Origin of the sequence: Corynebacterium sp. HMSC075F02 (genome assembly GCF_001838335.1) — a bacterium.
GTDB classification, from domain to species: domain Bacteria; phylum Actinomycetota; class Actinomycetes; order Mycobacteriales; family Mycobacteriaceae; genus Corynebacterium; species Corynebacterium jeikeium_D.
Genome location: NZ_KV836329.1, coordinates 32,091 through 51,079, shown reverse-complemented (window position 1 = coordinate 51,079; position 18,989 = coordinate 32,091). Strand labels below are relative to the sequence as shown.

Here is an 18,989-nt window from a genome sequence, read left to right as displayed (position 1 = left end):
GATGCCTACCGATTCCAGAACTGGGAGACCGAATAGCCGTAGCGATACAGAGCTCGGCGCACGACAGGTAGCGACAGTCCGATCACACTGGATGAGTCGCCATTGATGCCATCGACAAACCAGCCGCCTAGAGCCTCCAAAGTAAACGCGCCAGCGCACTTCAGCGGCTCGCCCGTCGCAGCGTAGGCACGGATGTCCTCTTCTGGGACTTCAGCGAAATCGAGGGAAGTAATCGCCACCTCAAGGTGCTCGCCCTTTGGTGTCACGACACAGTGACCAGTAATCAGCTCAGCCGTCCGGCCACTCTGTTGATGCCAGCGCTCAATGGTCTTTTCTTCCGTGTGGGGCTTGCCCTGCAACTGCCCGTCGAGAAGCAGCATTGAATCCCCGCCAATGACAATGTCATTGGGGTAGGCCGGAGAGGCAGCGTGTGCCTTGGCCTGCGCGAGTTCCTCGACGATGCGTACCGGCGATGCGTCCGGAAGGGCTGTGATTACGGCATCCTCGTCGACGTTGGGCGCTACTGTGATGGGCTCGATGCCTGCAGAGCGGAGAATGTGCAGTCGCGAAGGGGAAGTGGAAGCCAAGACGATTCGGGGGCTGCTCATAGTTAGTGATTTTAGTGAGGGCGGAATCGTAAAGCCTAATTTTTGTGGCAAACATGCGTGGGGTTGGCCCGATTGTAAGAACAGGCAGATTTTTTTAGATGGCAGCTGCCTTCTAGTGATGTAAAGTAAAGTGGACATCAAGTTAAAGAAAGTACACAGATGAGTGGGGAAGAACGTTCGAACCAGGTCAGGAGATACCGACGCTGGTTGGAGCTGAGCCAAGCGGATTTAGCCGCGCAGGTGGAGGTCTCGCGGCAAACCATTGCAAATATCGAGCGGGGAAATTACTCGCCTTCGGTGTATTTGGCGTTGCGTATCTGCAAGGTCCTGGGAAAAACAGTCGAAGAAATTTTTGGTGAGGAAGGATACTGACAATGTCCTATGCGGATGTCGTAATTGAACGCAACAGCGCCACGGTGGACGATGAGTATCAGCAGATGTTGCTGCATAAGTCCTACACGTACGGGTTCACAATGATGATGTGGGCTAACTACGTGCTTGCAACGGTACTGATTTGGCTCATTCCAGAGCCAAAGATGGTGGGCGTGACAGTGGCAATCATCTTGATGCCGCTGGTTGGACTCCTGTTTTCGCAGCGGTGGTTGCGACGTCAAGTGCCAATGCCGAAGATTAATGGTCTTACAAAAGGCGAGATTGCAGCACTCGTAGCCGTCATTGGGCTGTGGCTGATTGGTTTTATCAGAGTGCAATTGCTCTCTGAGGCAAGCGCTGGTGGGGCACTATCGGAATCGTGGGGATTCATTGCCGGCGCTGTGGTGGGTGCTGCCATCGGTCTGGCGTTTGTGTATTTCCTGTTCAAGGTGGTGTGGCCGGTAGCTCGCAACCGTGATCAGCGTCGGCTGGACCGGGAGCTCGATGACGAGTTTGATGGCGAGTCGCTGGGTGAACAACGCTAGTAATAAGCAGTGGTCAAGGCTAAGGCAGTAACAAAAACCAAAGCGCCACCATCGGAAAACCCGATGGTGGCGCTTTGTGCTAGCGAATCGACGCAGCTAGCGTGCGGTAACGACTACGCGCTAAGCGGTAGCTGTACTAGTAGAAATGGACGTTGCGGAACGTGCCCGGTACGTGCTGGTGCGGCTGGTGGAAACCCTCTTCCAGCCGACCCCAGTTGTTGCGCGGGCCGCGGTCCTCTGGGGCGCCGCCGGCTGCTGCCATACCTGCGAACAAAAGCGCGAGCGTGGCAGTTTCAGCGTCAGACGGGTTGCCCTTGAGGACGGACATGAACGGTGCAGCCGGGGCTGTAGCGGCGTCCTTGTCTTCGGTTGCTGGGGTGTTTTTGGAATCGGTCACAGCGGAATGTTCCCATGCTTCTTGGCGGGTACGTTAACAACCTTGCGATCCAGTAGACGCAGACCCTCGATGATCTGGCCGCGGGTCTCGCTCGGCGGGATAACGGCGTCGATGAAGCCGCGCTCAGCAGCCATGTACGGGTTGACCAGGGTGGCCTCGTACTCTGCCTCGTACTCCTTCTGCAGTGCGACGACATCCTTGCCCTCGGCCGCAGCAGCCTTGAGCTCCTTGCGGTAGATGAAGCCGACAGCGCCGGAAGCACCCATGACCGCAATCTGAGCGGTCGGCCATGCCAGGTTGATGTCAGCGCCCATGTCCTTGGAGCCCATCACACAGTAAGCTCCGCCGTAGGCCTTACGGGTGATGACGGTAATCTTCGGGACGGTGGCCTCAGCATATGCGTACAGCAGCTTGGCGCCACGGCGGATGATGCCGTCGAACTCTTGGTTGGTGCCCGGCAGGAAGCCTGGAACGTCAACCAGCATGATGATCGGAATGTTGAAGGCGTCACAGGTGCGGACGAAGCGAGCCGCCTTCTCGGATGCCTTGATGTCGAGGCAGCCAGCGAACTGAATCGGCTGGTTGGCGACGAAACCGACCGAGCGACCCTCCACGCGACCGAAGCCGATGACCACGTTCTGTGCGTAGTCCTCCTGAATTTCCAGGAAGTCCTCGTCGTCGACCAGACGGGTGATGACGTCCTTGATGTCGTACGGCTGGTTTGGGGAGTCCGGAATCAGCGTGTCGAGCTCGAGGTCAGTCTCAGTGATGTTGTCAGCGATGGAGCCCTCGAACGGCTCAGCCTCCATGCGAGGAGCCTCAGCGCGGTTGTTGGACGGCAGGTAGCTGACTAATTCCTGAACGAAAGTCAGAGCGTCTTCGTCATCAGCGGCGGTGTAGTGCGAAGTACCGGAGGTGCTCATGTGAGTACCAGCGCCACCCAGCTCTTCCTGTGTGACCTCTTCGCCAGTGACGGTCTTAATAACGTCCGGGCCGGTGATGAACATCTTGGAAGTGCCATCGACCATGACAATGAAGTCGGTCAGAGCCGGGGAGTAGACGTGGCCACCAGCGCAGGCGCCCATGATCAGGGAGATCTGTGGGATAACACCAGAAGCCTGGGTGTTTCGGAAGAAAATCTGGGAGTAGAGGCCGAGGGAAACAACGCCCTCTTGGATGCGGGCACCAGCACCCTCGTTGATGCCGATAATTGGGACACCGGTCTTGATGGCCAAATCCATGATCTTGACAATCTTTTCACCGTAGACTTCACCGAGCGCGCCACCGAAGATGGCGCCGTCCTGCGAGAAGACACAGACCTGGCGGCCATCGATGGTGCCGTAGCCTGTCACAACACCGTCAGTGACAGGGCGCTTGGCGTCGAGGCCGAAGTTCTTGGAGCGGTGACGTGCGAGAGCGTCAACCTCCACGAACGAGCCCTCGTCCAAGAGGAACTCGATGCGCTCACGAGCGGTCATCTTGCCCTTGTCGTGGACGCGGTCAATGCTGGCCTGGCCCATTGGAGCCTGGGTCTCTGCGAGACGGGCTCGCAGATCGGCCAGCTTTCCAGCAGTAGTGGTCAAATCCGGGGTTTCACCGGTTGATGTATTTGCGGCAGTCGTCATACCAACTAGTTTACGTTTCGAAAACGGGGGGAGGTAGTTGGGGGCAATCGCTGTTAACAAAAGTAGGGGTAATGACTAGCTCGTTGTACAGCAAAAAGCCTGCTCTTACAGTGGAATATTGCCGTGCTTGCGCGCAGGCCACGGTACTTTCTTTGAAGTTAGAAGGCGCAGATTTTTTATCACTCGAGTTCGTGTCTCGGAGGGGAGGATGACTTCATCAATTAACCCCCGTTCGGCGGCACGATAAGGCGTGAGCATGTGTTGCTCGTATCCCATTTCCAGTTCAGCAATGAGTTCTTTCACACTCTCGGGAGTGCCAAATCTATCGGCCGCTGGGTCTGCTGCGAGAGCTGCTTCGGTGGCGGTTCGAATCTCGGCACGATGGAGGAAGCGTACTGCGCCTGAGGCGCCCATCACGGCGATCTGTGCCGTCGGCCAAGCCAGATTTACATCCGCGCCGAGCCCCTTTGATCCCATCACGCAATACGCGCCGCCATAGGCTTTGCGCATGGTGACGGTGATTTTAGGAACGGTTGCTTCTGCATACGCATAGAGCAATTTAGCGCCACGGCGCAGAATTCCCTGGTGTTCTTGATTTGAACCGGGGAGAAAGCCGGGTACGTCTACGAGAAAGACGAGTGGAATGTTGAAACAATCGCAGGTTCGGACGAATCGCGCGGCCTTCTCCGCTGCATCGATATCTAGGCAGCCCGCGAATTCCATGGGCTGATTAGCGACAAACCCAACAGATTGACCGTTGAGACGGCCAAGGCCAATCACGACATTGGCTGCTCGGTTTTCCTGGATTTCCAGGAACTCCGCATCGTCGCAAAGCGCGTAGATGACTTCGTGCACGTCGTACGGCGTGGATGGGCTGTCGGGAATGAGACTGTCGAGGGTGCGATCGGTGTCGGTGATTTCGTCACTGGCATCGGAATCCCAGCTGGGCGCGGGGGAGGTTGTGTTGTTGGGGAGGTAGTCGAGCAAATCGCAGACCCAGTCGAGTCCATCCTGCTCGCTAGTGGCGGTGTAGTGGGAGTTTCCGGCGATCTCCATATGGGTGTCGGCGCCGCCGAGCTCGTGCTGGCTGATTTTTTCGCCTGTGACTGTTTCGATTACGTCAGGGCCGGTGACGAACATACGGGAGTTTTCCTCCACCATGACAACGAAGTCCGTCAGTGCTGGGGAGTAGGCATTTCCGCCCGCGCAGGCGCCAAAAATGACTGAAATCTGCGGAATGACGCCGCTGGCGCGAACGTTGTGGTGGAACGTCTGGGCAATAAAGTCCAGTGAGACTGCGCCATCTTGGATGCGGGCGCCGGCACCTTCGTACATGCCAATAAGGGGGCGGCCGGTAGTGATGGCAAGTTCCTGAATCTTGACCATCTTTTCGCCGTAGACCTCTCCGAGTGCACCACCGAAGATTGTGCCGTCCTGAGAGAAGATGCAGACCTCACGGCCGTCTATGGTTCCCCAGCCGGTGATGATTCCGTCGGTCGCGGGGCGTTTGGCTTCCATCCCAAATGCGGTAGTGCGGTGGCGGGCTAGCGCATCAAATTCGACAAAAGATCCTTCGTCCAGCAGGTAGTCAATGCGCTCGCGGGCATTCATGCGCTCAGTCAGTTTGAGCTTGTCGTAGCCCCGCGACCCCATCGGAGTCAGTGCAGCAGTGCGTCGGCGTAGAAGGTCTTCATTGAGGAAAGCGGTGGTGTGTTGCTCCGCCGCCAAACGTGAGGAAATAGTCATGTTATGGAATGTAGTGTTTGGGAAGGAAAATAGTAAAGCAGGCGAGCTGTGATGATTCTCACGCTGTAGAGCTCTTGAGAAAGGTCACGACTCAGTGAATCCGGCCATGGCGCTAGACTGCTGTGCATGACCAACCCCAGGATTGTTGCTTCCCGCAAGCCTCTTGACGCCACGCGTGTGCGCGCAGCCGCGCCGGGCTGGAATTCCATTGAGGTTGTCGAAACCACTGGTTCGACCAACGCTGATCTTCGGAAACAGGCGGCACTGGGGCAGGTGGCAGATCTCAGTGCGCTTATCGCCTCGGAGCAGACCGCAGGTCGCGGTCGACTGAGTCGTAGTTGGACGGCCCCGAAGGGTGCGTCCATTGCACTCAGCGCGCTGCTGCGCCCGGAAGGGCTCGCACCCGAGCAACTGGGTCTGTTGCCGTTAGTCGCGGGCCTCGCAGTTGTCGATGCTGTTGTGGAAGTTGCGGGTCTTGCGCCTGAACGCGTTTCCCTGAAGTGGCCGAACGATGTCCTGGTTGACGGTCGTAAGCTCTGCGGAATTCTGGTGGAGGCCGCGTCGCTGACACCGCCAATTCTCATTCCGGGAATCGGCATCAACGTTTCCCTGCAGGAAGATGAGCTGCCGGTGCCACACGCCATTTCGCTATACCTGGCGGGAGCGGAAAACCTCGACCGCGACGACATCTCCGCTGGTGTGCTGCGTGCGCTGGGACGTCGTCAAGCGCAGTGGCGAAAGGGCGATGCGGAGCTGCTGCGGGACTACGAGGCGGTGTGCGCGACCATCGGTTCGAACGTGCGCGTGGAGTTGCCGGGGGATCGCGTGCTGGTGGGCAAGGCGGTTGGCGTGCGTGCCGACGGCGAATTGATCGTCACCGATGAAGCTGGCACAAGTCACTTTGTTGCGGCCGGTGACGTGTTCCATGTTCGTGCCACTGACGGCGGCTATGCGTCCCCGCAGGCTGATTCGGAGCGGGGGTAGTGCTGTATGGCCTTTCCCGATGATGAGTTGGACACGCGCGAGGCAATTCTGCTGGACACCAATCCAACTTTTGGTCGGCTGGTGTGGCCGCTCTTGGAACTCATGGTTATCACGGGCGTCTGCTGGTTGCTGATTGGTTTTATCGACGGCCCTGCGATTGCTCCGGGAGATCTGCAAGGTGTGCGTCAGCTGCTGCTCTTTGTGTGGCTGGGGCTTATTCTCTGGCGCGTCGTTCGTCCGGTACTAAATTGGCTGGGGGAGCGGTTTGTACTGACTGATAGGCGAATTATTCTGCGCCGTGGCATTCTGCGCCCGCAGGTGGTCTCGATTGATCTGCGTTCGGTACGTGCGGTCAATCGCAAGGGCGGCGTGCTGTATCTGCATACCCGCAGTTTCGGCCCGCCGCTGGCTGTGGAAGATATTCCCAGCTCTCGTAAGGTGGCTAAGTTGGTCTCCCGGTTGACTTAGATTTTTGGGTCATAACCTACAATCAGGGGTGTGATTGCTTCGGATACCCCTGAAAACTCCACTAATTCCACTTCTGATTCCGCTGCAGCGCTAACTGCTGCGCAGCATCCCGCGCATGCTGATGGCGTGCCGGTTGTGGCGGTGATTGGTGACGGTCAGCTGGCTCGTATGATGCAGACTGAGGCCATTGAGCTGGGACAGTCCATCCGTTTGCTCGCCGGTTCGCCGGATGCTTCCGCGGCGCAGGTGTGTGCGGACGTTATCATCGGCGACTACCACGTCTGGGAAGATGTTGAGCGCGCTGTCGCCGGTGCGCAGGCCGTGACTTTCGACCATGAGCACGTTCCCACCGAATTCCTCAACAAGCTGACCGAGATGGGCTACTCGGTTCAGCCTCAGCCGTCGGCGTTGCTGTACGCGCAGGATAAGCTGCTGATGCGCCAGCGCCTGGAGGAACTGGGCGCTCCAGTACCTGCCTACGCTGCAATTGAGTCCGCCGAGGATGCCGAAGCATTCTTCGACCGCGTTGACGGTGCCGTCTGCCTGAAGGCTCGCCGCGGCGGTTACGACGGTCACGGCGTGTGGTTCCCGAAGGACCGCGAGAATCTGCGCACGCTTGTCGACGAGCTGTTGGGCAAAGATGTGCCGCTGATGGCCGAGCGGAAGGTCGCGCTGGTTCGTGAGTTGTCGGCCATGTGTGCGCGCACGCCGTCGGGCGAGGTCAAGGCCTGGCCGGTCCTCGAGTCCGTGCAGCGTGACGGCATCTGTGTTGAGGCAATCTGCCCGGCGCCAGGGCTTGCCGACGACCTTGCGAGAGCGGCCGAAAAGCTCAGTGTGACCATCGCTTCCGAGCTGGGAGTAACCGGCGCGCTGGCAGTTGAGCTGTTCGAAACCGTCGATGCTGACGGCAATCCGGAGATTTTTGTCAACGAGTTGGCCATGCGGCCACACAACACTGGTCACTGGTCGCAGGACGGCTGTGAGACCAGCCAGTTTGAGCAGCACCTGCGTGCAGTTGCTGACATGCCACTGGGTTCCACTCGCCCGACTGCGCCGGTGACGGTAATGGTCAATACGCTCGGTGGCGATGAGGCCTCGGATGTACCTATTTCACAGCGTTTTGCTGAGGTATGGCGTCGTTTCCCATCAGCGAAGATTCACTGGTACGGGAAGGATTGGCGCCCTGGACGTAAGCTGGGGCACGTCAACCTGTGCGGCTACGACGCAAGCCCGGAAGGCATCGCGGAGACCCGGCGGGTTGCCAACCTCGCTGCTGGCTACATCGTCGATGGCGTGTGGGCAGACGGCTACACCGCATAGGTGGCTGGCGCTGTATAAGAATTAGATTGCTATCTCAAGGAGACAACATTGGCTGAAGCAAACCAGGTGGCAAGCCCGAAGTTGGCCAACGTAACCGGTCCGCTGGTCGGTCTGATTATGGGGTCGGACTCGGATTGGCCGACCATGGAGCCCGCAGCGGAGGTCTTGGCTGAGTTCGGAATTCCCTTTGAGGTAGGTGTGGTCTCTGCACACCGCACTCCGGAACGCATGATTGACTACGCAAAGTCCGCCGCTGACAAGGGGCTGCGCTGCATTATCGCTGGCGCCGGTGGTGCAGCACACCTGCCGGGCATGGTTGCGTCGGCCACTCCGCTGCCGGTTATCGGCGTGCCACGCGCGTTGGAGAACCTGGAGGGTGTCGATTCCCTGCTGTCAATCGTTCAGATGCCGGGCGGCGTTCCGGTGGCAACCGTCGGTGTGGGCGGCGCTAAGAACGCTGGCCTGCTGGCTGTGCGTATTCTCTCGGCCGGTTACCCGGAGCTCATTGTGGCGATGGAGAACTACCAGGCCAACATGCGCGATCAGGTCCTGGAAAAGGACGAGCGTCTGCGCAAGAAGCTGATGGGTGAGTAGGGCGCGCAACCAGCCCCGAACTACCCGCGCATATGAACTGCGGGGTAGTGGAACGTGTCCGGGTCGGCGGTCTCCCAGGCTTCGGCCCAGTTGTGGAAGCGAGTTCCGCTCAGCAGCTCGCCTGGCTGCAGCCAGTTGTAGAGCTCCGCGTAGGTCTCACCGACCTGCTCATTGGTGCGCCGCAGCAGGTGGGACGGCCCCAGCTCAGAGAAGCTATTCAGGCCCATCGATGCCAATAGGCTAGCTGCTTCCGCGACCGTGGCATTGTGATAGTTGGCCACACGCTGACCCTTGTCGTCGACATCCAGGGCCTTCCACAGGCTCGGATCCTGGGTAGCCACACCCACCGGGCAGGTGTTTGTATGACATAGCTGAGATTGGATACAGCCGGTGGCCATCATCATGCCGCGAGCCGAGTTCACAAAGTCAGCACCGATGCACATGCGCTTCACAATATCGAAGCCAGTAATGACCTTGCCGGACGCACCGAGCTTAATGCGATCTCGCAGACCGGCACCTACGAGCGCGTTATGGACGAGAATCAGGCCGTCGGTAAGCGGCAGGCCAACGCGGTCGGAGTATTCCAGCGGTGCAGCGCCGGTGCCGCCTTCAGCGCCGTCGACGATGATGAAGTCCGGGGTGATGTTCTCTTCCAGCATGGCCTTGCACACGGCGAGGAACTCAAGCTGGGAGCCAACACACAGCTTGAAACCGACCGGCTTGCCACCGTTGAGCTCGCGCATGGTGCCCATAAACCGAACAAGTTCACGCGGGGTGGAGTAGACGCGGTGGTACGGCGGGCTCATCACACCCTTGCCAACTGGTACGTGGCGAGTAGCCGCGATTTCCTCATTGACCTTGTGACCTGGCAGCATGCCGCCGAGTCCAGGCTTTGCGCCCTGGCTAACCTTCAGATAGGTTGCCTTGACCTGCGGAATCTTAGCCTTTTCGCGGAAGAGCTCCGGATCGAAGTCGCCATCCTCGGTACGCGCACCGAAGTAACCGGAACCCAGCTGCCAATAGAGGTCGGCACCATACTTCAAATGGTAAGGGCTGATAGCGCCCTCGCCGGTGTCCTGTACGAAGTTGCCCAGCTTCGCGCCCTTATTCATTGCCATGACAGCGTTAGGGGACAGAGAGCCGAAACTCATGGCTGAGATGTTGAAGATAGACGCTGAGTACGGCTGGGCGCAGTCCGGACCGCCAATATCTACGCGCGGATCCTCGATGACGTGCTGGCTCGGCGCCATCGAGTGGCGGACGTACTCGTAGCCGGGCGCATTAATCTTTCGCTCAGTACCGAATGACTTCTTCGAGGACAGCCCCTTCGCACGCTCGTAGACCACGGTACGGGTATCGCGGTCGAATGGAGCGCCGTCGAAGTTGCGTTCGATGAAGTACTGCTGCATCTCAGGGCGAATGGTCTCACCCATGTAGCGCAGATGGCCGATGACCGGGAAGTTCCGCAAGATGGAGTGCTTCCTCTGAAGCATGTCATAGATAGCCACAACATCCAGGAAGAGGATGAAGGCCATCAGAATCCACCACCATGGGCTCAGATCCCATACAGCCAGTGCGCCCAAGACGTTGATGAGGGCGAGAATCGCAAGAATATATGGTCGGGTAATCACGGTTTCCAGGTTATCGCGACTACTTAGAGCGCTTCTCGACGGGACAGCTGCGACTAAATCACACGGGCTTTTTCGGCCGTAGAAATAGCAGTGACACGCTCGCTATCGCCACCGCGCACGACGACGGCAGCACCTCCACGAACCCAAGCCGACAGCACATTACATGCCCATTTATCTGCGGTGACCTGTGAAGAATCAGGCACCAGCCAGCCGTCGGAAACGACGCGGGAACCGGGCGTGAGCTGCATCTCGTCCGCATAATCGCCAGCAGATGAAAGCAGTTCTGCAGCCGACTTTTCCCCAATAACGGGGGTTTGGTCGGAGTCCGGGCCTGCGCCTAGATATGCGTCTGGGTGGAAACGAACTTCCGGACCAAAGTCAATGACTCCCGGTGGAATATCATCACCGCATTCCACGACACCGCGGCCAAAGGGATCGTCGGTAAGCACTGCGAGGTAGGCATCTGGGAACTTCTCTTCCCACGTGCTGACGTTGCTGACAGTGGTGAATACGACCAGCGGCTCCTCATCGCTAACGGTGACGCCAGCACGCTCGCAGCCCAGGATGATGCAGGCGGACTGCCAAATCAACGGCAAGTCAATCCATACTTGGTCTCCGGCGACGAGGTCGAACTCATCGTGCAGCATGTTGGCGATCTTGCTGGCCCAGTTGTCCAGAGTTTGGGCCGATAGATCAGTACGACCGCCGGTAGTTTCGTCATAACAGGTCAAACGAGGCACGGACGGGTCGGCCTCGAGAAGTGTCTTCAGAATCTCCACGCCTCCAAGGGTAACGAGATTCTCTCCAGGCCGTCGGGAAGAGTCCCCTAACTCAACAGCAGGGTGAACAAAAGGACCGTCGGCAAGCAGGCGATTGTCGTAATCACGCCACAATCGCGCGCCTGTTCAAGGTTCCGGCCGAAACGGGAGGCGAAGGTGTAGACGTTCTGGGCTGTCGGCAGGCCGGCGATAATCACAGCTGCCAGCAGCGCATGCCCGCTGAGACCAAAGACAAAATGGCCGAACAGGAGAGCCAGCGCGGGGTGCAGGAAAAGCTTCAGCGTAGACGCCACCACGACGGCGCGACGAGGGGAGCGGCCGGCTTCCATAAACGGCATGCCATGCAAACTAATACCGAAGGCCAAAAGTGCCATTGGCACCGCGGCCTGCCCCAATAGCCCCACTGGATGCGCTACGAACTGAGGTAGTTTGATAGCAAACGCATTAACCGCAAGTCCCACCATCGCCGCCAGAAAGATCGGGTTCTTCAGCGGTGCCATGATGACATTGCGCGGTCGGAAATGGCCGCGGTTAGTGAGGATTTCCAGCACGGTCATGGAAGCGGGCGCATAGAAGGCAATCTGAAAGATAAGGGCTGGGACGACGGCGGTAGCGTCGTGAAGCACTGCGACAGCGATGGGCACGCCGAGATTAGCGACGTTGTTGTAACTCGACGACATCGCGCCGACCACAGCATCGGCGCCGCGCTGTTTGAACATGGGTGCCACAAAGATCCGGTAAAACGCCGCCGTGCCAAGCGCCGACAGTGCCGCGACGCCAAACGCCGAACCGAAGATGCTCGCCGAATCCGCCGTCGCGAGCGTGTGCGCGAGCATGCACGGCATCGCAATCCAGAACACGACCATATTCAGGGTAAAAGATGCCCGCTTATCGACGATCTCACTGCGCCCAAACAACCAGCCAACAATGATCAGTACTGCGACGGAACCAAAGCCGGTGAATATTTCGGTGAGAGCGGGCATAAGTGCATATTTTAGACAATAAAAAACGGACCCAATCCAATCCCCTTGGTGGGGAAGGACTGAGTCCGTTTTACGCTGTTATCGCATGTATCGTCATGCGGCCAGCGCGTAAATAAGGCCTTTCGGCGGGTATTCGAATGATCGGCTCCCGCCGACCAGCCATCTTTAGCGGCTGGTGAACGGCAGGAGTGCCATCTCGCGGGCGTTCTTCACAGCGGTAGCGACCTGGCGCTGCTGCTGCGGAGTCAGACCGGTGACGCGGCGGGAACGAATCTTGCCACGGTCAGAGATGAACTGGCGGAGCAGGTTAATGTCCTTGTAATCAACCTTCTCAACGCCTGCGGCCTTGAGCGGGTTCTTCTTCGGGCGGCGGGACTGCTCCATCCGCGCCTTCTTGTTAGAGTGATTGCGCTTCATTGGTGCTCCTCGACTTACCAGCTGGACTTACGGACGCCCGGGAGTTCGCCACGGTGGGCCATCTCACGAACGCGGACACGGGACAGACCGAACTTGCGGAGGTAGCCGCGCGGGCGACCATCTGCAGCGTCACGGTTGCGGACGCGAATCGGGGACGCGTCACGCGGCTGACGGTTCAGCTCGTACTGTGCGTCCATGCGCTCTTCGTCAGTGGAGTGCGGGGACTTGATGATGCGCTTCAGTTCAGCGCGACGTTCTGCATAACGAGCGACGATTTCCTTGCGCTGCTCGTTCTTGGCAATCTTGGACTTCTTAGCCATGAATTAGCGCTCCTCGCGGAATTCGACGTGCTTGCGGACAACCGGATCGTACTTCTTAATGGTGATACGGTCCGGGGTATTGCGCTTGTTCTTACGGGTCACGTAGGTGTAACCGGTGCCCGCAGTGGACTTCAGCTTGATGATTGGACGAATGTCATTACGTGCCATTTTTTAGATCTTCTCCCCACGTGCACGAATCTGAGCAACAACAGCCTCGATACCGTACTTGTCGATGGTCTTCAGACCCTTCGGGGACACATTCAGAGTGATGTGACGCCCCTCAGAGGCGAGGTAGAACTTCTTACGCTGCACGTTGGGGTTCCAACGGCGCGACGTGCGCCGGTGGGAGTGGGACACGGTCTTGCCGAAAGACGGCTTGCGTCCCGTAACCTGGCAAATCGCCGACATAGGGATTCCTTTGCTTCCTTGCCGCCCAATGCCGACATCACTGGTGCGCCACGCCGGACTATTGAATAACCGAGGAATCCACCTGGCCTTTTCCGGGGCGCTGCCCACTGACACTCGACGCTGAGCGCGTAAACGAATAACTAGACAACAGCGAGAGAACAGTTTACACACGAGTTGCGGGATAACCTAATCGCTGTTCCACTGTGGTTTTCTCGGTGCGACTCTCGAGTGTCGTCATAGAGTTCGTGCTTGTCGACGGGCGTTAGTGCAGGGCCCTTTTTTAATTTTCGGGCTCGAGCCTGTAATATTCCATCGAGTGTCACATGCCGGTTTATAGAAATATTGACCCGGTGCGTGTCATTGTAAGTCGTGTTCGTACCCAACTCAGGCACGATTCTCTCACTCTTAGCTGGGGGAAAGCGACCTGAAGTTCAATCCTGAGGGAAACGAGAATTAATGAAGAAGGACATCCATCCTGATTACCACCCGGTGGTTTTCAAGGACGCAGGCACGGGTCACTCTTTCCTTACCCGTTCCACCGCCACCTCCGACCGCACTGTCGAGTGGGAAGACGGTAACGAGTACCCGCTGATCGTCGTTGACGTCACCAGCGAGTCGCACCCGTTCTGGACCGGTGCTCAGCGTGTCATGGACACCGCTGGTCGCGTCGAGAAGTTCCAGCGCCGTTACGGTAACCGCATTCGCCGCGCGAAGAAGAACTAAGAATAGGAGGGGAATAAGAAAATGGCAGTACCAAAGCGTCGCATGTCGCGTGCTAACACCCGCGCTCGCCGTTCCCAGTGGAAGAGCAACAACGTCGCTCTCCAGGAAGTCAAGGTAAACGGTCGCGTCTACAACGTTCCTCGTCGCATCGCCAAGGCTGTTCAGCTCGGCCTGGTTGACGTCGAGAAGTTCTAACGCGCATCTTTTAGGATGCTGACAACGTTCCTCGCTGAACCGAAGAGCGCTTCGAGCGCCCAGAGCGCGTTCAGTGTGTAAGGAACAGTTGATAAAGAGCTTTTTAAACCTCACCCCATCGCTTGTACTCGGCGATGGGGTGAGGTTTTTCAGTTCTATGGCCAGGTTTTATGGGAGCACTCTCACGAAGAATCTGTGTCACATTTACACTCACCTTATATTTTCAAGGCACAATGGGCAGTATGAAGATTTTGGTAGTTGATGACGATCAAGCGGTACGCGAAGCGTTGCGGCGATCGTTGACTTTTAATGGCTACACGGTCGAGCTCGCCGAGGATGGCGCAGAGGCCTTGGAAAAGATTGCCAAGGATCGTCCGGATTTGGCCATTTTGGATGTCATGATGCCGAAGCTGGACGGCCTGGATGTTTGCCGTCGGCTGCGCAGCGAAGGCGATGATCTGCCGGTCATGATGTTGACTGCACGTGATTCGGTCTCCGAGCGCGTAGCTGGTCTTGATGCCGGCGCAGATGACTACCTGCCCAAGCCGTTCGCATTGGAAGAGCTGCTCGCTCGTGTCCGTTCGCTACTTCGTCGTTCTGCTTTGGAAGTGCCTGCGATGGAGGATGCCGCAACTCTGCAGTTTGAGGATCTCTCCTTGGACCCGGAAACTCGTGAGGTCTTCCGCGGTGAACGCCGCATTAGCCTCACTCGTACAGAATTTGCGCTGCTGGAATTGCTGATGAGCAACCCGCGGCGTGTACTCTCCCGTACCGCCATCTTGGAGGATGTCTGGGGCTATGACTTCCCGACGTCCGGCAATGCGCTGGAGGTCTACATTGGTTACCTGCGTCGTAAGACTGAGGCAGAGGGAGAGCCGCGTCTGATTCACACCGTTCGTGGTGTCGGTTATGTGATGCGGGAGACCGCACCGTGATGTTGCGCCGTCGTCGTTCGACCGGCGGTGGCGTGCAATCAAATCAGCGTTCTGCCACGGAGGTCAATCCGGGGCAAGGTACCGTCGGTAAGCAAGAGAAGTCCGCGAATACTGAGACGATGGCAGGGGAATCGCTTCCCGGCCTGCCGCGGAGCTCGCGTATCCCTTCGCTGCGTTGGCGGCTGACTATTCTGACAGCGCTCATTGTGGCGATGTCGGTGGGGCTGATGACGCTGGCTGCATTTTTTACTGTGCAGGCAGCGCTATACCGCGAGGTGGACAGTAACCTCCGTAGCCAGGCGGAAAAGCTGCTGATGTCACCGTACGCTTCGGAGTTTGCCATTGGCCCCTCCTTTGAAGCGGACTCGAACAGGATTCTGAACCCCGATTTGGACGCGGTGTACTTTGCCCACGGCAGTGTGGCGGGCAAAGGCGGTGGCTCAATCTCTATTGGTGGCCCCGAACTTGCGGTGTTGCGGGGGAATCGACAGGAATCGATTCGCACCGATGAGTACAACGGCCGTCGTGTATACGCCGTCCGCTCCGAAGACGGTGCGACGCTGATCCTTTCGCAGGATCTGAGCTCGACGCAGTCGGTCTTGAAAGCGCTCAGTGCAGTGCTGCTGAGTATCTCTGCTATCGGAATCCTCTTCGCAATCGGATCAGGTATTACGGTGGCAACAACGGGTCTGCGCCCGGTCACTCGGCTGCGCATTGCTGCGGAGCGGGTGACGGAAACCGACGAGCTGCGCCCAATCCCTGTGGAGGGCGACGATGAGCTTGCGCGCTTCACCCGCAGCTTCAATGAGATGTTGGCTGCACTTCAAGCGTCGCGCATTAAGCAGGCGGAGCTGGTTGCAGATGCTGGTCATGAGTTGAAGACTCCGCTGACGTCGTTACGCACAAATATTGAACTGCTGATGATGGCCTCCCGTTCGGGAGCGGCAATCTCGGATGAGGATCGCGCGGATCTGGAAGCTGACGTCATCGCACAGCTGGAAGAGCTGTCGACGCTGGTCGGTGACCTGGTTGATCTGGCACGCGAAGATGGCCCGCAACAGGTTATTGAGCATGTCGATGTCGACGAAATCATTTCCACGTCGCTGGCGCGTGTTGAGCGTCGTCGTCCGGACATTACTTTCGATGTGCAGACAGCTCCGTGGTATGTCTACGGGGATTCGGCGGGTCTTGGTCGCGCAGTTTTGAACTTGATGGACAATGCTGCAAAGTGGTCGCCAGAAAATGGCACCGTGCGGGTTCGTCTGACGCCGCTCAGCGAGGTTGTTGCTGAATTCACGGTGGCGGACTCGGGGCCAGGTATCCCGAAGGAAGATCGAGACAAGGTCTTCGAGCGTTTCTACCGTTCCATTCAGTCGCGGTCGATGCCTGGATCCGGCCTGGGCTTGGCCATTGTGAAGTCGGTCATCGTCCGCCACGGGGGTACGATTACTGCCGATGAGTCCGATGATGGCGGTGCCTTGATGAGAGTAACGCTGCCGGGCAGTCCGCACAGCGGAAAAGGTGACGACTCCGATTCCGCTCAAGAGCCTAGCTAGAAACGCATAACCCCACGTCAAAGCTGATGTAATCCTCGCTGCGCGCAGCCTTTTAAGGAAGTGCGTGGCGGGGATTCGGTGTTTCATTCGGGGAATTTTCGGCGAGACTGCAGACTGCTCTCAGCCAATTGTTAGACAGACAGTGCAAGGTATTACGTATGAGCAACTCTTTCAACGATTCCTCGCGAGGAGATGAGCGGGGACACTACTCCTCGCAGTCTCACAACTTCAGCGAGAACCGTGCCATGGGGAATGCTGGTGAGACAAACCAGTTTTCTGCCGACGAGCGCGGCTGGGAGAATTCCCACTACAACACCATCCCGTCTCAGCCGAACGGCGCTTACGGAGGCGGTTCAGAGTGGGATGTTGCGGCCAATCAGCAGAAGACCAAGGGTGCCCAGGGGGCTAAGGGCATGGGGGCGCTGGCAGTCGCTGCCCTGATGCTGTGCTCGGCCGGTATTGGTGGCGGTGTCGGCGCATGGGTAGTTCACAACTCGCAGTCGTCGGCTCCCGCGGACAACGCGCTGGATAAGCCTGCGGAAACCCGTCAGGTAGCAGCAGCTGAGGGGTCCGTGGAGAAGGTCGCGCAGAAGGTCCTTCCCAGTGTCGTCTCCATCACCACTGTCTCGGAGCGGGGCACGGCGTCGGGCTCAGGTTCCATTCTGTCGTCCGACGGCCTGGTGCTGACGAATAATCACGTCGTCGCAGGCGCAGGTCCGGACGCACATATGGAAGTCCTGCTTTCCGACGGCACCACGCACCCGGCAACTCTGGTTGCAGGGGATGCAGCGACTGATATTGCCGTTATTCGAATTGAAGGTGTTAACGGGCTGCGCCCAATCTCTCTGGGTAACTCCTCGCAGGTCCAGGTTGGCCAGGAAGTGGTGGCCGTTGGTTCGCCACTGGGACTGACCTCCACTGTTACGCAGGGCATTGTCTCCGCTAAAAACCGTCCAGTGACCGCCGCTGGTGAAGACGGTCAGTCCTCGGTCATTGATGCAATCCAGACCGACGCGGCGATTAATCCGGGTAACTCCGGCGGAGCGCTAGTGGATATGGAAGGCAACCTCATCGGTGTGCCCAGCGTGATTGCCTCTAACAGTGAGGCATCGGAACAGGCGGGCAGCATTGGCCTTGGTTTCGCAATTCCGGTTAATCAGGCTCGTCGCATAGCGGAAGACCTGATTGATTCCGGTAAGGCGCGGATGCCTGTCATTGGTGCCCAGATTGATTCGCGTCCGATTGCACGTGGTGCACTGGTGCGAGAGGTAACGCCAGACGGCCCAGCTGATAAGGCGGGACTGAAAGATGGTGACCTGATTACCAAGGTTGATGACCGCACACTTGACAACGGCGTTGCACTAATTGCGGCTATTCGGTCGCATCGGATTGGGGATTCTGTCACACTTACAGTTACAGATGAGCGAGGCGGCAACGAGCGAACGGTCGATGTCACCTTGGTAGAAGCCCAGGATTGATAGGCAGCGTGGTGGAGTTAGTACCTCACCATCTGTAGAAGAGTTTTCGAGTGAAACTTCGAGTGAAAAGCTGTGGGAGAAAGCGAGATAGAGCAGATGAGTGAAACCGTGAGTACTGAGCCAAGTGACGTCAACCTCGCTGAGATGGAGCGTCTTATCAACGACGACGGCCAGGTTCGAAATGCGTTTGTTGTCCTCGTGGGCGACCATTTTGAGAACCCGGATGGTGCGGCTTCGCTCATGGTTGAGCTGTTGGAAGAAGACGGCTACTCGGTCGATGCTGTGGTCAGTACGGGTGCAGTGAAGCGTGAGATCCGGAAGGCCCTAGATACCGCTGTTGTCGGTGGCGCAGATTTGGTCGTTACGGTGGGCGGTGTTGGTGTTGGGCCTCGTGCGAAGACCCCGGATGCCACTCGCAAGGTTCTCGATGTGCGACTGCAGGGCATCGAGCAGGCTATTCGTAACTCCGGTATGGGAGCTGGCGCATTGGATGCCGGTCTGTCCCGCGGTTTGGCCGGTGTGTCCGGTCAGACAGTGATTATCAATCTCGCGGAGTCTCGCGCTGCAGTGCGCGATGGCATGGCGACAATTCTCCCGCTGGTCTCTCATGTGCTTGATGATCTCTGCCGCTGGAGCGTTTAGGAATGGGCGACGCTAAGCAGCCCAATCAGCCCGAGCAAGCTGCGCCGCGCAGTGGAAGCCGTAGGCAGCGCCGCCGCGCAGGTGCACCGGCGAAAAACTTTGCCCAGTCACGCAGTGCGAAAACCGCGCGCACAGTGCACTATCACGATGAATCCCCGGAGGATGCTCGTGATTTTGATGTGGACTATTGGATAAAACAGCGCCCACCCCATTGGGGATGAGCGCTGTGTAAAAGCGTTAGTTCGCTTCTTATCGGAAGCCTG

General features: G+C 58.1%; 23 protein-coding genes. 12 read left to right on the top strand and 11 right to left on the bottom strand.

The window, feature by feature from the left end; translation table 11 throughout:
- Positions 1–5: 5 nt before the first annotated feature.
- Positions 6–608 carry a Maf family protein gene (locus HMPREF2920_RS10135; protein WP_016423286.1) on the bottom strand — a complete coding sequence of 201 codons (603 nt, stop codon included), beginning with the start codon at positions 606–608 and terminating at the stop codon, positions 6–8.
- 159 nt (positions 609–767) lie between these two features.
- Between HMPREF2920_RS10135 and HMPREF2920_RS10130 the strand changes: the two genes are divergently transcribed.
- Positions 768–980, top strand: coding sequence for a helix-turn-helix transcriptional regulator (locus tag HMPREF2920_RS10130; RefSeq protein ID WP_042388872.1), 213 nt, complete (start codon positions 768–770; stop codon positions 978–980).
- A gap of 2 nt (positions 981–982) precedes the next feature.
- On the top strand, positions 983–1,525 hold the full coding sequence (locus tag HMPREF2920_RS10125) for a hypothetical protein (protein ID WP_016423285.1): 543 nt from the start codon (positions 983–985) through the stop codon (positions 1,523–1,525).
- A 136-nt stretch (positions 1,526–1,661) separates the two neighbouring features.
- Here HMPREF2920_RS10125 and HMPREF2920_RS10120 read toward each other — a convergent pair whose 3' ends face one another.
- The 3 genes from HMPREF2920_RS10120 to HMPREF2920_RS10110 all read right to left on the bottom strand — a co-directional run bounded on the left by HMPREF2920_RS10120 (position 1,662) and on the right by HMPREF2920_RS10110 (position 5,293).
- Positions 1,662–1,922, bottom strand: a complete 261-nt coding sequence (locus tag HMPREF2920_RS10120) for an acyl-CoA carboxylase epsilon subunit (protein ID WP_016423284.1) — start codon at positions 1,920–1,922, stop codon at positions 1,662–1,664.
- Complete coding sequence (locus HMPREF2920_RS10115) at positions 1,919–3,547, bottom strand: acyl-CoA carboxylase subunit beta (RefSeq protein WP_016423283.1); 1,629 nt, start codon at positions 3,545–3,547, stop codon at positions 1,919–1,921. Before HMPREF2920_RS10115 ends, HMPREF2920_RS10120 begins: the two co-directional genes overlap by 4 nt.
- Before the next feature lie 105 nt (positions 3,548–3,652).
- Entirely contained in the window at positions 3,653–5,293 is a 1,641-nt protein-coding gene (locus HMPREF2920_RS10110) for an acyl-CoA carboxylase subunit beta (RefSeq protein WP_070854157.1), read from the bottom strand.
- A gap of 126 nt (positions 5,294–5,419) precedes the next feature.
- Between HMPREF2920_RS10110 and HMPREF2920_RS10105 the strand changes: the two genes are divergently transcribed.
- From HMPREF2920_RS10105 to purE, 4 genes are all read left to right on the top strand, one after another.
- Positions 5,420–6,277, top strand: a complete 858-nt coding sequence (locus HMPREF2920_RS10105; protein ID WP_016423281.1) for a biotin--[acetyl-CoA-carboxylase] ligase — start codon at positions 5,420–5,422, stop codon at positions 6,275–6,277.
- Between the two features lie 6 nt (positions 6,278–6,283).
- Positions 6,284–6,745 carry a YdbT family protein gene (locus HMPREF2920_RS10100; protein WP_070854156.1) on the top strand — a complete coding sequence of 154 codons (462 nt, stop codon included), beginning with the start codon at positions 6,284–6,286 and terminating at the stop codon, positions 6,743–6,745.
- A gap of 30 nt (positions 6,746–6,775) precedes the next feature.
- Positions 6,776–8,065, top strand: coding sequence for a 5-(carboxyamino)imidazole ribonucleotide synthase (locus tag HMPREF2920_RS10095; protein WP_083327122.1), 1,290 nt, complete (start codon positions 6,776–6,778; stop codon positions 8,063–8,065).
- Positions 8,066–8,182: 117 nt separating this feature from the next.
- Complete coding sequence (gene purE / locus HMPREF2920_RS10090) at positions 8,183–8,659, top strand: 5-(carboxyamino)imidazole ribonucleotide mutase (RefSeq protein ID WP_049171375.1); 477 nt, start codon at positions 8,183–8,185, stop codon at positions 8,657–8,659.
- Between the two features lie 20 nt (positions 8,660–8,679).
- On the opposite strand, the gene HMPREF2920_RS10085 is transcribed toward purE, so the two are convergent.
- From HMPREF2920_RS10085 to rpmB, 7 genes are all read right to left on the bottom strand, one after another.
- Positions 8,680–10,290: an FMN-binding glutamate synthase family protein gene (locus HMPREF2920_RS10085; protein WP_049171310.1), complete on the bottom strand. Its 1,611-nt coding sequence runs from the start codon at positions 10,288–10,290 to the stop codon at positions 8,680–8,682.
- Between the two features lie 53 nt (positions 10,291–10,343).
- Positions 10,344–11,069 carry a TIGR03089 family protein gene (locus HMPREF2920_RS10080; protein ID WP_049171307.1) on the bottom strand — a complete coding sequence of 242 codons (726 nt, stop codon included), beginning with the start codon at positions 11,067–11,069 and terminating at the stop codon, positions 10,344–10,346.
- A 47-nt stretch (positions 11,070–11,116) separates the two neighbouring features.
- On the bottom strand, positions 11,117–12,052 hold the full coding sequence (locus HMPREF2920_RS10075) for an AEC family transporter (RefSeq protein ID WP_049189712.1): 936 nt from the start codon (positions 12,050–12,052) through the stop codon (positions 11,117–11,119).
- 165 nt (positions 12,053–12,217) lie between these two features.
- Entirely contained in the window at positions 12,218–12,469 is a 252-nt protein-coding gene (gene rpsR, locus HMPREF2920_RS10070; RefSeq protein ID WP_005511410.1) for a 30S ribosomal protein S18, read from the bottom strand.
- Between the two features lie 14 nt (positions 12,470–12,483).
- Positions 12,484–12,789 carry a 30S ribosomal protein S14 gene (gene rpsN, locus HMPREF2920_RS10065; RefSeq protein ID WP_005511414.1) on the bottom strand — a complete coding sequence of 102 codons (306 nt, stop codon included), beginning with the start codon at positions 12,787–12,789 and terminating at the stop codon, positions 12,484–12,486.
- 3 nt (positions 12,790–12,792) lie between these two features.
- On the bottom strand, positions 12,793–12,957 hold the full coding sequence (rpmG, locus tag HMPREF2920_RS10060; RefSeq protein ID WP_005511413.1) for a 50S ribosomal protein L33: 165 nt from the start codon (positions 12,955–12,957) through the stop codon (positions 12,793–12,795).
- A 3-nt stretch (positions 12,958–12,960) separates the two neighbouring features.
- Complete coding sequence (gene rpmB / locus HMPREF2920_RS10055; RefSeq protein WP_016423274.1) at positions 12,961–13,197, bottom strand: 50S ribosomal protein L28; 237 nt, start codon at positions 13,195–13,197, stop codon at positions 12,961–12,963.
- A gap of 456 nt (positions 13,198–13,653) precedes the next feature.
- On the opposite strand from rpmB, the gene HMPREF2920_RS10050 reads away from it, so the two are divergent.
- The 6 genes from HMPREF2920_RS10050 (at position 13,654) to HMPREF2920_RS10025 (ending at position 18,726) form a co-directional block, all read left to right on the top strand.
- Entirely contained in the window at positions 13,654–13,920 is a 267-nt protein-coding gene (locus HMPREF2920_RS10050; RefSeq protein ID WP_005511390.1) for a type B 50S ribosomal protein L31, read from the top strand.
- Between the two features lie 21 nt (positions 13,921–13,941).
- Complete coding sequence (gene rpmF / locus HMPREF2920_RS10045; protein WP_005511439.1) at positions 13,942–14,115, top strand: 50S ribosomal protein L32; 174 nt, start codon at positions 13,942–13,944, stop codon at positions 14,113–14,115.
- Between the two features lie 242 nt (positions 14,116–14,357).
- The gene (locus HMPREF2920_RS10040; protein WP_005511429.1) at positions 14,358–15,050 is read left to right on the top strand and encodes a response regulator transcription factor; all 693 of its coding nucleotides are present in this window, start codon (positions 14,358–14,360) and stop codon (positions 15,048–15,050) included.
- Positions 15,050–16,606: a sensor histidine kinase gene (locus tag HMPREF2920_RS10035; RefSeq protein WP_049189711.1), complete on the top strand. Its 1,557-nt coding sequence runs from the start codon at positions 15,050–15,052 to the stop codon at positions 16,604–16,606. Before HMPREF2920_RS10040 ends, HMPREF2920_RS10035 begins: the two co-directional genes overlap by 1 nt.
- A 158-nt stretch (positions 16,607–16,764) precedes the next feature.
- The gene (locus HMPREF2920_RS10030; protein ID WP_070549887.1) at positions 16,765–18,084 is read left to right on the top strand and encodes a S1C family serine protease; all 1,320 of its coding nucleotides are present in this window, start codon (positions 16,765–16,767) and stop codon (positions 18,082–18,084) included.
- Positions 18,085–18,156: 72 nt separating this feature from the next.
- Complete coding sequence (locus HMPREF2920_RS10025) at positions 18,157–18,726, top strand: MogA/MoaB family molybdenum cofactor biosynthesis protein (protein ID WP_005511427.1); 570 nt, start codon at positions 18,157–18,159, stop codon at positions 18,724–18,726.
- The last annotated feature ends 263 nt before the right edge of the window (positions 18,727–18,989 follow it).